A 14,794-nucleotide genomic window follows, 5' to 3' on the forward strand; every position below is an offset into this window, starting at 1 on the left:
GCTAGGATGGCCTTGTTACAAAGATATGTGATCATAATGCTCCAAAACATTATTTCATTGATCATATTCAAAATAATGATTCAATATTTATTTTTACTTGGAATAAAATCTCACTTCTATAACTATGAATATGATATTATATTCAGAATGCTATTAAATATGGTGAATTTAATCTTATTTTTATATCATAAGTAGATAAAAAATTCTAATTTAACGACGATTAAAAAAGTACATTCTATTTTGATTTTCGTGAAAGTTTGACAAGTATTTAAAAATTCGTTAAGAATTTCTGATCTTTTCGCTTTAATTCCGATGTTTCTTCATAGATTTTTTGAATATAAGTTCTCTGAGTGAAGAAAGAATTCTTTATTTTAACTAATGAATTTTTAATGTCATTTCCATCACCAATATCATCGGATATCGACCGACAATTTCTTACTTTATCTTTAATTTGTTTAAAACTTTGGATAAACAAGCGATCTAAATGTGCATCGATTCGATGCGTATTTTGGTCAAAATAGTAGTCAAATACTTTATGGATATTGAGGATGTTAATATTTAATATACGGCTTTGCAGTTGTCCAAGGTGTTTAATTAAAATCGAATTTACTCCTGTCATAATATTCCTTTCAGTTTGTATAAGTTGATCATAATCTTCCTTAGATTTATCATGTTCAACTTTCGGACCGCTTTTTTCTACTTTAACAAGCTGTCCTTGTTCATTTCTGATGTATTTGTTTCTCATACTTAGATTTCACTTCATTATTTGGATTGAATTAAAAAAAGAGCGTGTTTTAGTCCCTTGAATTTTTCATCATCATTTTTTTTTTTATTGCTTTGGCATTTCCAAGTTTGGATTCAGATTTTGGGTAAGTATATTTTTCCCCTTAAGTGCTCCATAAACAATTATATTGAATTTAGTAGGTGATTTTTCTGCACTTAACCTGGAAAGTCTAAAGAATGGCTGATTCAATAAAAAAATGGATCATTATTTTTGTTGTTGCGAGTGAGGGATATTAAAATTGTTCAATGGGATTCAAAATAATTGCAACGTATACCTATATAATAGGTACACTTCTTTAAAAAATTTTCTATAAAAATAGAAACTCTCGCCAAACAATCTCTTGAATTTACTTGGTTATTTAGGACTGCGCTTGAGATTTTCAATATCCAGAATCATTCAGTAATCTTTCAAAAATTCAGCAAAAAAGAAATTACTTTTAATAGTATTTTTTGGAGCTAACTCAATCTATTAATTCTTCTTTAGAAAAAAGGATTTTTTACTATAAATAAATCACAAAGATCCAAGGATTTGTCCCAACTTTTATTCTGAAATTAAAATTTTTAGAAAACTGGGAAATTCAGTTAGTTTATATCTTTGAACTAACTTATGAAGATTAAAAATGTTTCAATACTCAAAGAAGAATCATCAAGTCAAAATTTTTTGTAAAGGTTGTAAAGAAGATATTTCGTTTGCAATTCCAGAAAATCTTTTTCAAAAAGAAAATATCAAATATCCTTATGTTTTTAGGTTTGTACATGGGGAACCTCCACACTCCATTTCCATGTATATTGATAAAAATGATTCAATTCGAGGATTTGAATTTGGAGATTCTATTACACTTTCGGATGATTTAATTGAAAAAATTATTATTGAAAATGAGTTAAAAGGGGAAGTGAAAAAGGAAAAAGAGAATATTATTATACTCAAATCTATTTTTGACACGTTTTCAACAGTAATTGAAGCAAAAGTACCTGAAACAGACAAGTTAGTTCAAAAAAACAATGCAAGTTTAACTTTACAATTGGAATCGTTGTATGAAACACATGATCATGCTCGATGGGGCGATAAAATTTTCAATATTCAAAAAAAAAATGAAAATTTTGTCATTTCAAACAATAAAGGCGATGTGTGGGAATTTAATTCTCAAACCAAGAAAAAGAAAATTCTACAACAATCTAAAGACTTGAAATTACATAATAAGTGGTTTCGAATAGTCACAAAAGATGGAAATGTCGGATTTGATTATCGAAATATCTATATTGGTATGGATTTTAGTGGAGACTCCGTTATAATTGAACAAATTGGATCAAAATATGTTGTTTCCCATGAAAATATAATCATAAAAGAACAGGAAGTAAATGAAACCGTAAACAAAAGAACTTAGCCTTTTTTTTAATATTAACCATCAATATTGGAAATGCTGGTGCGATTTACTATAACTTCGGTGCCAATATGTTCTTTATTTAAAAAAAAACATTGCATAATTAAATCATATGCATAAGTTTTCTGTTTAAAACAATTTTTAATAGAGGATTTATCCACATGTCTTTCCATTTTCTCTATTACTAATTTTTTAACAAATTTTTAGTTAATTCGATGTCACTTGCGTATGGACCTTTTCGATTCTTTAGTATTTCAAATTCAACTTTATCTCCCTTTCTGGGTGATATTACTCCAAAATTATATTGATTTATTTCTTCAAAATGAAAAAAAACATCCTTTTTATCTTGATTTACTGAAATAAAGCCATATCCTTTGATAGAATCATACCATTTTATTTTTCCTTTCTTTTTAATCATTTTCACCTCCAAAATTGCTTATATTGATAATTAATTTGTTAATTTTAATAACCTGATAAAAAACTATGATTATTTTGTTTCAACTCAGCAGTTTGTTTATAAATCTTTTTGATATATTTTCTCTGGGTAAGAAACGATGTTTTTATTCTTGATAATTGACTTTTGATCTTTGTTTTTTTATTCATCTCATCGGATATCGACCGAGAATTTCTAATCATATCTTTAATTTGTTTAAAACTTTGAATAAACAAGGTATCAAGGTGTGCATTGATTCGATAGGTATCTTGATTGAAATAATATTCAAATACTTTCTGAATATTTAGAACATTGGTTTTTAATATTCGCCTTTGCAATTGGCCAAGATGGTTATGCAGCATTTTTTTAATTTCAACCATTATATTACTTTGTTCTTGCTTGAGTTGATGGTAATCATCTTGGGATTTATCATGATCCACTTTAGGGCCATGATCTTCAACTTTAACAATTTTTCCATATTCATTCTTGATATATTTGTTTTTCATGTTTTATTTGCACTCTTTCTTTTAATTCATTTTAAAAAATAGAGGAAGGGTTAATTCTGGATGTCTACAAGATTTTGATTTCTGACTTTGATTTTTGTTACTTTAGTTTTGCCTCGTTTGTTTTTATATTTCCGGAAGAACTCTCCATTTTTTTCAAATAAGATGGGTTTAATGAAGCCATCACCTGGAAATTCCTCTGCTTTTACATAGATTTTCTTTTTTAAGTTGTAAAATATTTTCGCTGACATTGTCATTTCCTTTTATTTAATTAGTTATATTTTTTTTTTTAATAAAATGTAATTTGGAGACTGAATTTCAGTCCCATTTATTTCTTCTTCCTCATAATCATAGCCCAAATCTATCCATTTTTGTATATAGGCTTTTCTATCTTTTTGAATTGCAATTTGTATGAACTTACAATGAAGTTTTTTCAAATTATATTCGATATACATATGAAAATATTCATTCAATCTGAGATCTGCATAATAGGGATGAATTTTCATATACAAAATTTGATATACACGTGGTTTATAGGGTGATATAATTCCGATTACTCCCCCAATTAAGTTTTTATTCCCTATTTGAAATAGAGGGACAGATGTCTGTTGGAGTGCTTTATCTCGATTTAGTTGCAAGAAATCAAATTCCTTAAATGAATCTTGATTCCCATCTAACAGGAGAAAACACCCCTTTCCGTAGAATTGTTGAATAATTTTGTAATGGATAGGTTTTAGATCAATATTATCAAATGATTCAAAAAATTGTTTAATTTTTTGAAAATCATGATAATCTGTTTTCTTAATTTGTAGATTATTAAAAAAGATATTAATTTGGTTAACTATGGGGCATTTTTTTCGATTCTTTGATATCAATTTGTATTTCACTTCATGTCTATTAATTATTTCATAATATTATATTCTAAATTCTCCCTCTTTTTTGAGAAGGGAGAGACTTTTGGCCGATTCGGTAAAATAAAATCCTTTTTCATTGAATAATCAAGAAAATCATCACCTAATTCCTTATTAAAAATCCTTCTGCACGTATAATTCGTAGGACTTACCCATTTGACTTGAAAATCTTGCATTTTAGTCCTTTGCAGATGAATTTAGATGGAAATGTGGAAATTATTCTATAAAATCTGAACGATAGGTGTATCAACAACAAATTCAAACCTTATCCTTTTGTTGTGAATAATTGGAACGTAATTGTTTCAATTCGATTATGAATAACTGCCAAGTACTATATTAATTAAGAATTTCTCATATAAAAATTTTTCTATCGATTTTGAAGATATTTAATTAATATCTTTCTAATACAATGGGACATTTAGAAATCTGCTGAAGATCCAGATTATTAACAGTTATTCCGATCTCTTTTAATAGTTAGGATGAAAATAGGCGAAACTTTGGTGTTTACTTTTATGCGTTATTTTAATGAATTTGGTCTCCTAGATTGCAATTTTGATCCCAGAATGTTTTTTGTATATTTTTACTCATTTATGCTGAAATTAAGGATTTATTCGTTGTTTAAAATATGGAAAAAATTCAAGTTTAATGAGTTGCAAAACGACATTTGTTACAATTAGATGAGAAAAAACATTTGGTCGATTAAATTGGAAAAAATTTTAGTATTTTTGGGTAGGAAACGGAAGCGATTTAATTCCATTACAATACAATCAATTTTCAATTTTAACCACAATTTACAATAATTTCTTTAGATTATGATCTAAAACATAATATATGGCTAATTTTAGAGCTAAGATTTGTTGTAGTAAACTTTGGGATTTATAGATTATCTAACCTATAATAAAAAATATTCAATGGCGAAAAATAGAGTAAAAAAGAAGAGTTACACAATAAATACAGAGGTTCGAGGCATATTTTGGATGAATTCTTCGGTAAAACCAAATTTCTGATTAAATACTTGCCAATAATGTAATTCTTCCTTATTTTTCAGGATAACTCCTGGAAAAATCTCTTTTTGGTTATTAAAAGCATCATCGGTAAATTTTTTGTCAAAGTAATCGCGTAAAATAAATTGAGAACCAACACCTTTTGAAAATTTGGCTTTATGACGCTTATATACACTCAATGGGATTATTTTCTTAAAGCTTTCTCGAATAATCCATTTTTCTAATAGTTCCCCTTCTGCTGTTTTGTAAAGTTTTACTTCTGAAGGAAAAGTAAAGGACAAATCAACAATTTCCTTATTGAACCAAGGTGCTCGTGCTTCTATTCCAAATGCATAAGGTATTCTGTCAACCCTTTGTAAACCTGTAGAATGTTCTATTTTTAACATTTCTTCAATTTCTTTGTCAAATTGTTCAGAAGTAAGTTCTTTCAAATAATCATAACCTCCAAATAATTCATCTCCACCCTCTCCTGTCAACAATACATCCGCTTTTTTACCGATCTTTGAGCAAATATAGTACATCGGGATAGCGCTCCTTATTAGTGCAGCATCAAAAGTTTCTAGATGGTAAATTACATCATCGATAATTGGAAGCATTTCTTCTATCGTGATTTTGAAAATATGATGATTTACTTCTGGATACATCTTAGTAAAATTCTTTGCATGTTCAAGATCTGGAGAATTTTCGGCTACTACAGTATAAACATCGAGATTGGGTATATATTTCTGTGCTAATGCACATATAACGACGGAATCAATACCTCCACTTAATAGTGCAGCAACTTTACCATTCGTCCCAATTGAATTTTGAACTGCTCTATCTAAGGTTGTGGACAGTTTCTGTTTCATAATATCTAAATCATTGATAGAAGTGGTATTTTCATTAAAATTATAATATTTTTTTAATTCAAGTCCTGTTTCCGAAAAAATCATTGCTTGTCCCGGTTCAATGGTGCGTGGTATGCCTGAAAAATGGCTGAAAATTTTCAATTCGGAAGAAATCAAAAGAAATTCTGGTTGATTCATATAATAAAGAGGATTAAAACCCATCTGATCTCTAACCGCTACAATTTCTTTAGAATTTTTTATTAAAATCGAGAATTCTCCTATCAATTGTTTAAAAAATGCAATCCCATGTTTTTTATAACCACTTTCAAGATATTTCAAATCAATATTAGTAATAGATGAATTTAATTCCTTGATTCGTTCATTTGATAAGTAACCATCTATAATTGAAAATCCTTTATTATTTATACTTACTTCCGTATTCATTTGACCTTTGTTTAAGAAAAAAATCCCCACAGAATTTGGATCGTGGTACGATAGTTTTTTGAAATTGCCACGATGGGCAATTTTTTCAGCGATTTCATGAATATGTTCTATATTGATCGGCTTTTTTTTATTCTTTTTATGGTAATACACAATTCCTGTCATTTTTTGCACTTTTTTACTTATTAATTGTTAGATATTCACCCTTCAATTTTGAAGGGAGCGATTTTTGATGGATTCTACTTGCTGAAATTTTATTTCTAGTTAATAATCTCGAAAAACCTCCTTTAACCTTCTTTTGAGGAAAAGTTTGCAAATAGTTATTTATCGGAAAGCGGATTCGAGATAGAGTTCTTCCATTTTTATAAAAATTAACTCCAAGTAAACTTCCTGCGAGAGTTATGAAAGAATCAATTATTGGGGTTGGAATGTTCAGGTATTTACCAAGAGAAGAAAGAGGTATAAGACCTGTTGGTACTTCTTCCATCAAGTATCTGTTATTTAGATCCTTTGGGGCTTTAATCTTTTTATAGGGTTCAATAATTCTGAAAGCTTCAAAATAATTAGAGGCATTCACATTATATGAATCTCTTACCCATTGTAAAAATGTTTTTGGGCGAATTCCTAATTTGTTTAAAATTAGACATCTTTCCTTATCCATCTCTTTAATAACATTAGCAATTTGCAAAGAAACATCTCTATAGAAAAAAAAATCATTTTTCCTGAGAATTGCCCCTGCATTCAAAATTGAAATAGTTGGATGCAAAAGTGCCCCAATATTATTCAAACTTGTTTCTAGAATGTTTGATACAAAATTTAGTTGTGGAAAAATAGTTTTTAATTCTTTTTGAATTTTAATGTCCTCTCTTTCTGGGTAAAAACAGATGTCCAGAGAATTTTTAATTTTGATAATATCTACTCCCGAATCTGAGATTTTACGGCATGTAAATAAAAGAGATTGGGTTTCTGCAACCTTAATTCGTAAATTCGGTCGTTTCCGTTTAATAAAATTATAAACTTCAACCGCTCCAAATGTCCGTCCTGGATTTAAAATAAGAATTTGTCCATCTGATAAAGAAGGTAATATTCTTTCTATAATTTCAATATGAACATGAGCTGGGACCACTATGAAAATGTACTTGGAATTGTGGATTAAATTAACATAATTAGGCGATATTCGCCCAATAGGGTAAATTCCCTTCATCAACCCTTTAGATACGATTTTTCCTGTTCTTAAAATAGTGCTGATGTTTTCATAAGTGCGAAACCCAAGTTTTACTTTAAATCCTAAATCCGATAAATATACAGCAAAAGCACGACCTCCATTACCGGCCCCAATAATCGTAATTTCATTTGATTTCATTCTTCTCCCTTTTTTTAATTTTTATAAGTATCACTTATTTCTAACAAGTTGGTGAATTTGATAAAAAAGATTTTACATCTAATTGTTCAAATTTAGAAAATAATCTTCTTATTCGATCCTTTTCAAGCAAACGATGGCCATCTTCAGTTACACAAATACATTTACCGTCTATAATTTTAGAATTAATATTTCCAAAGTTTGATGAATCATTTTTTAGATGTGGTGCATCAAAAAATCCATTTTCGACAATTGAAGTTAAAAATTCTGGAGTCAACAAATAATTCTCACCATAATGAGATTCTCCAAAGTCTTCAATCGCGGATAAAGTTATCCGAGCTTCCTTTATCAATTCATTTTTATATCTTTGAATCTCGGGATCATTAGTTAAGTTAATTGGATCATAACTTACTTCCTCAACTACTTTCTTCGCAATTTGTGCGCTAACAATTATATCTTGAGCTTTGGCTGCATGATTCGCTTCACAATAATTTACAATATGTATGATTGAGGGTTTTACTGCCATTTGGAATAACGTTGATAAAGCTAATTGGGCTTTTGCTTCATCTGGATTGTTTGAAAAATATGATAATCCTGCTCGAGTTTCTTTTAATATATCGAATGAAGGAGATTTCAAGGGTTCTACAACCTCAATCATCGCCAATACTCGACCTAAATCCATATTGAGACTGTTACCTACAGGAGTATTAAACATCAATTGTTGAATATACGTTTTGACTCCCAGTTCTTTGGCAATTTTTGCACATAGAAAGGCATCGGCAACAACTATATGGTCTGGAGCTGCTCGAAGTCCCCATTGATGAGGATCATTAATTTCAACGGGTAAATTTCGATGAGCGTGCCACATTATATTTTCTAAGTTTTCTTGAATCGCTAATTTTAACGGACGCTTGGATCTACCATCTAGATCAGAATACCAAAATATCGGTGTTGCAGTCCATGCATTTTTTAAATATTTTAATTGAACTTTACTATTTAATATTAAATCTTGGGTTCCAGCATATATTCTAAGTAATGGGTAATTCCCAACTTGAGCGGAAGCGTAAATTCTTTGCAAATCTTCTGTAGTTCTAATGGGAATACCTCCAGCACCTTTATCACATTTTTCAAGTACATCTTTTCGATGAAAATATTCTTGAGCAGGTTGATCTGGAGCTATTGATATTACATCTACTAATTTTGATTTAGCAATTTTTTTAATTTCTTCTAAAGATTGTTCTAATGAATTCAATCCAAAATGAGTTCGATATATCGGATTTGGGGATTTCAATTTCAGTCGTGAAAGTAAATTAGATGCTTCAATATTTTTTTTTTGAGCTGCTGGATCTTTATCTTCCAATATTGCAACACAATATGAAGGTGATTCTCCCCCGATGAAAATATGTTTAAAGAAATTTAATGGAATGATTTTTTCTTTCAATGCTGGTAAACATCCTAGTAAAAAAATACGCTTTGAAAGGTTTTTTTCATGAATCTCAGAAATAAAGTTTTTAATGATTTCAAATCCAACATCCGGAGTCAATCTAAAAGATAAAGCAACAACATATGGGTTTAAATGTTGGATTTCATAAATTATTTTATCAATTGAACATGCAGGCCCCAAAAATGATGTTTGATAACCATTTTCTTGTGCAATCTTAAAAAAATTGGTTATTCCTGCAACATGAACACAACTGTCAAGACATGCTCCCAAAATGTGTTTATTTTTTGTACTCTGCATCATTTTTTTCACTTTATAACGGTGTAATCTAATAAATTTATCTGGTAAAATCTTTTCAAACAAATGTATTAAATTTAGTATGAGATATGGGAATTATTCTACAAAATCTGAATGATGAATAAATCAACAACAAAATCCTTAGATTTTTTCTATGTTGTGAATAATCGGAATCTACTCGATTCAATAAGACTTTGAATAATTGCCTAGTACCATATTACTTTTAGATCTTCATATATAAAAATTTAACTGTTGAATTTGAGACTATTAAACCAATAACTCTTCATTTATTTAAGATATTGTTAACTCAGATTAAAATACATATTCTCGACTGTTTTATTGATCTATCTTAATCTTTAGGATGAAAAGAGATTTTTTTCTACTTTATTTAATTTTAGGTTATTTTGGCTAACTAGAGCGCCAAGCAGAAAAAAATTTTCCATTAGAGATTTTTCTAAAAATTTAATCATTCATGCGTTTATACTTATTCTATACTTGTTTATACCTAAGAAAAAAAAGACATTATCAAAATTCAAAATATCTTAGATGATGATGGAACTGGCAGAATGGATGATAACATAATCACAAAAAAATCTGTCATGGAATTCGTTTTACATCATAATCATTATACATGACTGACAAATTGAAGTAATTGTAAAGTTCCTATCATTCGAATTGTGATAATTAGGTAAATATGCTGTGTTAAAAAAAAAAAATTATTTATTTACCTTTAAAGTAATCAGTCCATTGTCAGCATCAATGGTCGGTTTGTTTTTGGGTTTAAACGGAAGTCGAATTTGTTTTTTATATTCTACCTTGTCATTTTTCCCAATGATTTTCAATAAATCTCCTTCGATTTTTGTCTCAATATCCTTCAAACCGATTCCAGGCATTTCGAACCGATAAATGTGCGTATCATCTTTTGGTTCTCCTTTTTTTTCGTTCTTTTTTTTCTTCTTTGACAACAATAATTTTGGATTTTTTATAGATGAACCTTCCAATTCTACTCCATATTTAGAGTTTATACCTGATACAAATCTGTTGATAGTATCCTTGTCTACATCACCTTCTATCATTATTTCTGGTTCATCCATCCCAGTTTCATATTTGTAAGATAAAGAATAACTTTTATCTTTTTGATTTGAATCATAAAAATTTTCATAATGGGAAGAAAAATGGTAGTTATCTTTCAAAGAAGAATCTTGCTTCATTTTTTGAAATTTTTTTTCTATATCGTTCCATTCATCATGGATTCTCTCAAATTCTTTATCAATATCGTCAAATATGCGAAATACTTTCATTATTTTACCTCCTCTTTATTTGATTTAAAAAAAAACAACGACTTACTCTAACTTAATTCTATAAGCATCATCCATGGGATTCTTAATTTTACCTGTGATATATAGTAAGCCTTCTTCATAATCTCCTTTTACTGTATCTATATCAACCTCCCAAGGAAAATGTCCTGACAACGAATAATGGGCATTATCTCTTGTTGCCGATAGATCAAAATATTTTGGTAAAACTCGAAATTTGATCTTGGATTTATCAACACCAGGTAAATGAATCTCCAAATTCCATTCTTTTTTGGTAGATTCTACATTGAAATGACTGGTGGGCGTTATTTTATATTTTATTTCTGTTTCTTGTGCTTCTTCTTGAGTCATTCTTTATTCCTCCTAAAATTTTATTTCTTTCGCTCCATCGAAGGGATCCGGAATATGGGCTGTTATGGTTAATAAACCACAATCATATTTGGCAGTCGTTCTCTCAGGAATGATGGTTTTTCCAAAGTTTTGATTTGCATTATACATTAATTGACCACGTTTTGCTTCCAAGTAGAACCATTTGGGAAGCGCTTTCAGTTTAATATTTTCCTTTTTTACTCCTGGTAAAGCGATTTCAAAGGTAATTATTCTTTTATCATAGTCTATGTTTCGAGTCATATCAGGAAAAACATTATATATAGATTCTTTTTTTTCTTCTTCTTGTTTTTGAGCTTCTGTCATTTCTTCTTTTTCTCTTTCTATCATTGCCATGTTCATCATCTCCATTTGCAAAAAAGATTATTCAATTTTAACATCAAAAGCATGTTCGAGAGGATTATAACGTTTTAATTCCACCTTCAATAAGCCTTCCTCATATTTTGCTTTGCTTACATCGGGTTCAACTTTAGTAAGTTCGAGATCCAGTGCATACATTACCTCACCACGGGGAGCTCGTAATGTGAAATAATTGGGGAGAACTCGCATATCAATGTCCTCCTTTTTTACTCCCGGAATTGCGATTTGAATGGTGACAATTTCATCTTTACTCCATACACCATAGCGAGGAGTCACTTTGTAGCGTGGATCATCACTACTTTTTTCCGTCTGGTTTTTTTCAGATTTTATAATTGACATTTTTTAGTCTCCTGAACTTGACAACTCTATGTTGGCAAGAATACAATATCTAAATATTAATCTGAGTATTTAAAGGTTTTGATCATAAGACAACTAAATGTTAATTAAATTACTAAAATCCCGGATAACAGTTTTAAAAATTAAATAATGAGAAATATTTGTTTAATTAAAAATATCTCAACCGATTTTCATTGAGTAATAAATCGGAAATTTCAGATTCCCAATAGAAGCACTTTAATCGAATAGAACCAATCGATGGAAAAAATTCTATACTAAAAATTTTATTTTAAAATAAATTTAGCAAATGATTAGGGTTTAATAAAATTTGATTAAAAGTAGATGAATTTTACAAGTACTCAGTTAAAATTGACCTTTCATTAAAATCTTAATACTTAGCGAGAAATTCTAATATTTCAGGAAGTTCGTGGATAACCATAATATTGTCAAAAGAATATTTATGGTTTTGATCCAACAAAACAGGAATCATCCCAATTCTCTTAGCCATTTCAATGTCCATTTTCAAATCATCACCTACATGAATAATCTTTTTTGGATTCGTTGTTTGCATTAATTCCACTGCAGTTTGATAAACCTCTATATCATCTTTATTGTACCCATAATCTTGAGAGTGAATAAAAATATCAAAAAAGTCAAAAATCCCGAGTTCTTTTAGTTTGGAATGAACTTTCATACGATCTCCATTAGTTAATAAACCAATCTTCAAATTTTTTCTCTTAATTTGTTCAAGAGTTTCTTTACAGCCAGAATTCAAACTAAAATAATTAAAGAAGTTCTCTTGGAATTCTTCACTAATGATTTTGCTTGATCCTTCTCGTTTCAGTCCTATAGTATCAAGCATAATTCCATTAAGGTTATTTCTTTCATCATTTGTTAAATTCATATAACTTCTCCCATAAGCATATTGAAGTCGATTTATTTCTTCCATTTGTTTTTGTAAACCCTTATTTATTAGAGTATTGCTAAGAACCACGTCAGAACCTAAACGATTTAATATTCTGGACCATACCTTATAATAAGCACGAACTGAATCGATTAGTGTTCCAAAGAAATCGAAATATATCCCAATAATTTTGTCCATTATTAAATTTGGCACCTTTCCAACATTTCAAGTCCATATCAAATTAAATCTTATCTGCTTCAAAAATGAATAACAACTTGCTAATAAACAACATGAATACATTTTTTTTCTAATTCTTTGATAATTTATTCATATCAGAACTTACGAAGAAAACCAATAGAAGAAAATACTTGGCGTTATTTAATTTGTTCGTAATATTTTAATCTATTTAACATTAAATTATAAATTGGATCATCAGATAATGCATTCGTTGCCAAATTTGCAAAAAACTTACTTTTTTTAAGAAGATAATTATAGTTATCCATTCCATCTACATAATTTTTAGCGGAATAAATAAAATAACTTAAATTATCGTAGATATCTGCAGCTTTGACTATTAATGCGCTTTTCCCGTGATTTAGACAACGTTTAAACATATCTTGATATCTCTCTTCTAAATTTGCAATTTCGACATTAAAAGAATTGATTGCAACAAGTTCTGCAATTTCATTACCAAATTTCTCAGCAATATCGCTTTTAGTAATTGATGAATCCTCAATTAAATCATGCAATATACCTGCAATTATTACAAATTTCGGATAATTGAATCTCAATATTGTCATTCCTACACGTATACTATGCAAAATTACTGGCTTAGGATTGTTTCCAGAAGAAAGAATATTCTTGACTAGAAAGTTAATTGCGTTCTCAATTTCTTTATCTGAAGAATGATCGTGGAAAATGGAATACATACTTTTAATAAAATTTTAATCTAAATAAGCTTAATTAGATATCAAGATTTTATTTGTATCAGAAAATGTTCATCCTTATTTCTTTTGGAGTATCTAGTTTCTTGGTTGTAGATGGTTAATGGTTTACCGTTTATTGAACCGCAAATATGATTTATAGAAAAAAATTTATAATTTATTAAGAAACTTATCAAAGTATTCATAGAATTCTTCTTTATTCCCTAAATGCACATTGTGGTCGGGAAGTGACATTTCATAAGCAACACAATTTGAAAGTAAAGATTGCATTTTTTGATAATCTTCATCAGGCACCGCCTCATGACTACTAGATCTTATAATGATGACTGGACACTTAATTTTTGGTAATATATGGTACCAATTCTGTTCATATGCAATATTTGCTGTCATCGCTTGAGTACTGAACATCATTTGATATCCCTCTATTGTCTCCACTAAGCTATTCATGAAATATTGATAACCCAGGTCTGAATCAGTTTCCTTTTTGATTAATTCCATCGCTTCATTTAATGTAGGAAATGGCAAGGGCCAATTATTTGTAACTGGGTCTTTTAGATTGATTTGTTCAAGAGGTGTTCTATTCTGTTTAAGAGGTCCAGCAGGGGATTTATCAAGTAAACCAAGTGCTTTGACGTAATTTGGGTAGAGATCAGTAAAATAACTTGCAATACGCCCCCCCATTGAATGACCCACTAATATAATTGACTTTATTTCTAAGTAATTCAGCAATTTGTAAAGATCTTCAGCCATTTCTTCTGCTGTATACTTTGAAATGGGTTTACTGCTAAGTCCATGCCCTCTTTGATCTGGTGCAATAATTCGATATTTATTTCCATATTTTTGGATAAAATCGGCCCAAACTTCTGCTCGACCCCATCTACCATGAAGACACACAATCACAGGTTTTTCTGATTTTGTATCAAAATAAAACAAATCAATATCCTTCAATTTAACTAATTCTCTATAAATCTTTACTTTTTTCATATGATCGCTCACTTAAATACGATTATAATTCACATAACGAAGTCCTATCCATTTTCTAAGAGAGTTTTCGTCATGAATTCTCATATTTTCTTAAAATTGCAATAAATATAAAACTGATTTCTATATTGAATTTATTATTTATATTATAAATTAGTTATTTTCTAAGAGAAAATGCTTGTGA

The 14,794-nt window shown here is 29.2% G+C and carries 16 protein-coding genes; 1 reads left to right on the plus strand and 15 read right to left on the minus strand.

What is annotated here, in order from left to right; all coding sequences use genetic code 11:
* Nucleotides 1-268: 268 nt before the first annotated feature.
* A complete protein-coding gene (locus NEF87_RS01260) occupies nt 269-745 on the minus strand; it encodes a hypothetical protein (RefSeq protein WP_457918291.1) in 477 nt (158 codons plus the stop codon).
* Between the two features lie 658 nt (nt 746-1,403).
* On the opposite strand from NEF87_RS01260, the gene NEF87_RS01265 reads away from it, so the two are divergent.
* A complete protein-coding gene (locus NEF87_RS01265; RefSeq protein ID WP_457918292.1) occupies nt 1,404-2,168 on the plus strand; it encodes a hypothetical protein in 765 nt (254 codons plus the stop codon).
* 181 nt (nt 2,169-2,349) lie between these two features.
* Here NEF87_RS01265 and NEF87_RS01270 read toward each other — a convergent pair whose 3' ends face one another.
* From NEF87_RS01270 to NEF87_RS01335, 14 genes are all read right to left on the minus strand, one after another.
* Nucleotides 2,350-2,583 carry a cold-shock protein gene (locus NEF87_RS01270; RefSeq protein ID WP_371804574.1) on the minus strand — a complete coding sequence of 78 codons (234 nt, stop codon included), beginning with the start codon at nt 2,581-2,583 and terminating at the stop codon, nt 2,350-2,352.
* Nucleotides 2,584-2,627: 44 nt separating this feature from the next.
* Entirely contained in the window at nt 2,628-3,104 is a 477-nt protein-coding gene (locus tag NEF87_RS01275; RefSeq protein WP_457918293.1) for a hypothetical protein, read from the minus strand.
* Between the two features lie 50 nt (nt 3,105-3,154).
* A complete protein-coding gene (locus NEF87_RS01280) occupies nt 3,155-3,352 on the minus strand; it encodes a hypothetical protein (protein ID WP_371804576.1) in 198 nt (65 codons plus the stop codon).
* A 24-nt stretch (nt 3,353-3,376) separates the two neighbouring features.
* Complete coding sequence (locus tag NEF87_RS01285) at nt 3,377-3,976, minus strand: hypothetical protein (RefSeq protein WP_457918294.1); 600 nt, start codon at nt 3,974-3,976, stop codon at nt 3,377-3,379.
* 976 nt (nt 3,977-4,952) lie between these two features.
* Nucleotides 4,953-6,449 (minus strand): asparagine synthase-related protein, encoded by a 1,497-nt coding sequence (locus NEF87_RS01290; protein ID WP_457918295.1) that lies wholly within the window; start codon nt 6,447-6,449, stop codon nt 4,953-4,955.
* 13 nt (nt 6,450-6,462) lie between these two features.
* Nucleotides 6,463-7,647: an NAD/NADP octopine/nopaline dehydrogenase family protein gene (locus tag NEF87_RS01295; protein ID WP_371804579.1), complete on the minus strand. Its 1,185-nt coding sequence runs from the start codon at nt 7,645-7,647 to the stop codon at nt 6,463-6,465.
* Between the two features lie 40 nt (nt 7,648-7,687).
* Nucleotides 7,688-9,388 (minus strand): methionine synthase, encoded by a 1,701-nt coding sequence (locus NEF87_RS01300; RefSeq protein WP_457918296.1) that lies wholly within the window; start codon nt 9,386-9,388, stop codon nt 7,688-7,690.
* A gap of 710 nt (nt 9,389-10,098) precedes the next feature.
* Entirely contained in the window at nt 10,099-10,683 is a 585-nt protein-coding gene (locus tag NEF87_RS01305; protein ID WP_457918297.1) for a hypothetical protein, read from the minus strand.
* A 42-nt stretch (nt 10,684-10,725) separates the two neighbouring features.
* The gene (locus tag NEF87_RS01310) at nt 10,726-11,049 is read right to left on the minus strand and encodes an Hsp20/alpha crystallin family protein (RefSeq protein ID WP_457918298.1); all 324 of its coding nucleotides are present in this window, start codon (nt 11,047-11,049) and stop codon (nt 10,726-10,728) included.
* Between the two features lie 12 nt (nt 11,050-11,061).
* Entirely contained in the window at nt 11,062-11,421 is a 360-nt protein-coding gene (locus tag NEF87_RS01315) for an Hsp20/alpha crystallin family protein (protein ID WP_457918299.1), read from the minus strand.
* Nucleotides 11,422-11,448: 27 nt separating this feature from the next.
* A complete protein-coding gene (locus NEF87_RS01320; protein ID WP_457918300.1) occupies nt 11,449-11,784 on the minus strand; it encodes an Hsp20/alpha crystallin family protein in 336 nt (111 codons plus the stop codon).
* 385 nt (nt 11,785-12,169) lie between these two features.
* Nucleotides 12,170-12,898, minus strand: a complete 729-nt coding sequence (locus NEF87_RS01325; RefSeq protein ID WP_457918301.1) for an HAD family hydrolase — start codon at nt 12,896-12,898, stop codon at nt 12,170-12,172.
* A 161-nt stretch (nt 12,899-13,059) separates the two neighbouring features.
* Nucleotides 13,060-13,614: an HD domain-containing protein gene (locus NEF87_RS01330; RefSeq protein WP_457918302.1), complete on the minus strand. Its 555-nt coding sequence runs from the start codon at nt 13,612-13,614 to the stop codon at nt 13,060-13,062.
* 165 nt (nt 13,615-13,779) lie between these two features.
* Complete coding sequence (locus NEF87_RS01335) at nt 13,780-14,613, minus strand: alpha/beta fold hydrolase (RefSeq protein WP_457918303.1); 834 nt, start codon at nt 14,611-14,613, stop codon at nt 13,780-13,782.
* Nucleotides 14,614-14,794 lie beyond the last annotated feature (181 nt).

The sequence above is a fragment of the Candidatus Lokiarchaeum ossiferum genome, assembly GCA_025839675.1.
GTDB lineage: Archaea > Asgardarchaeota > Lokiarchaeia > Sigyniarchaeales > Promethearchaeaceae > Lokiarchaeum > Lokiarchaeum ossiferum.

Coding starts and splice junctions, on each gene's coding strand:
- NEF87_RS01290 (WP_457918295.1), bottom strand. CDS start 6,449: ATGACAGGAATTGTGTATTACCATAAAAAGAATAAAAAAAAGCCGATC.
- NEF87_RS01265 (WP_457918292.1), top strand. CDS start 1,404: ATGTTTCAATACTCAAAGAAGAATCATCAAGTCAAAATTTTTTGTAAA.
- NEF87_RS01280 (WP_371804576.1), bottom strand. CDS start 3,352: ATGTCAGCGAAAATATTTTACAACTTAAAAAAGAAAATCTATGTAAAA.
- NEF87_RS01300 (WP_457918296.1), bottom strand. CDS start 9,388: ATGATGCAGAGTACAAAAAATAAACACATTTTGGGAGCATGTCTTGAC.
- NEF87_RS01335 (WP_457918303.1), bottom strand. CDS start 14,613: ATGAAAAAAGTAAAGATTTATAGAGAATTAGTTAAATTGAAGGATATT.
- NEF87_RS01330 (WP_457918302.1), bottom strand. CDS start 13,614: ATGTATTCCATTTTCCACGATCATTCTTCAGATAAAGAAATTGAGAAC.
- NEF87_RS01270 (WP_371804574.1), bottom strand. CDS start 2,583: ATGATTAAAAAGAAAGGAAAAATAAAATGGTATGATTCTATCAAAGGA.
- NEF87_RS01310 (WP_457918298.1), bottom strand. CDS start 11,049: ATGACTCAAGAAGAAGCACAAGAAACAGAAATAAAATATAAAATAACG.
- NEF87_RS01320 (WP_457918300.1), bottom strand. CDS start 11,784: ATGTCAATTATAAAATCTGAAAAAAACCAGACGGAAAAAAGTAGTGAT.
- NEF87_RS01305 (WP_457918297.1), bottom strand. CDS start 10,683: ATGAAAGTATTTCGCATATTTGACGATATTGATAAAGAATTTGAGAGA.
- NEF87_RS01275 (WP_457918293.1), bottom strand. CDS start 3,104: ATGAAAAACAAATATATCAAGAATGAATATGGAAAAATTGTTAAAGTT.
- NEF87_RS01260 (WP_457918291.1), bottom strand. CDS start 745: ATGAGAAACAAATACATCAGAAATGAACAAGGACAGCTTGTTAAAGTA.
- NEF87_RS01315 (WP_457918299.1), bottom strand. CDS start 11,421: ATGGCAATGATAGAAAGAGAAAAAGAAGAAATGACAGAAGCTCAAAAA.
- NEF87_RS01295 (WP_371804579.1), bottom strand. CDS start 7,647: ATGAAATCAAATGAAATTACGATTATTGGGGCCGGTAATGGAGGTCGT.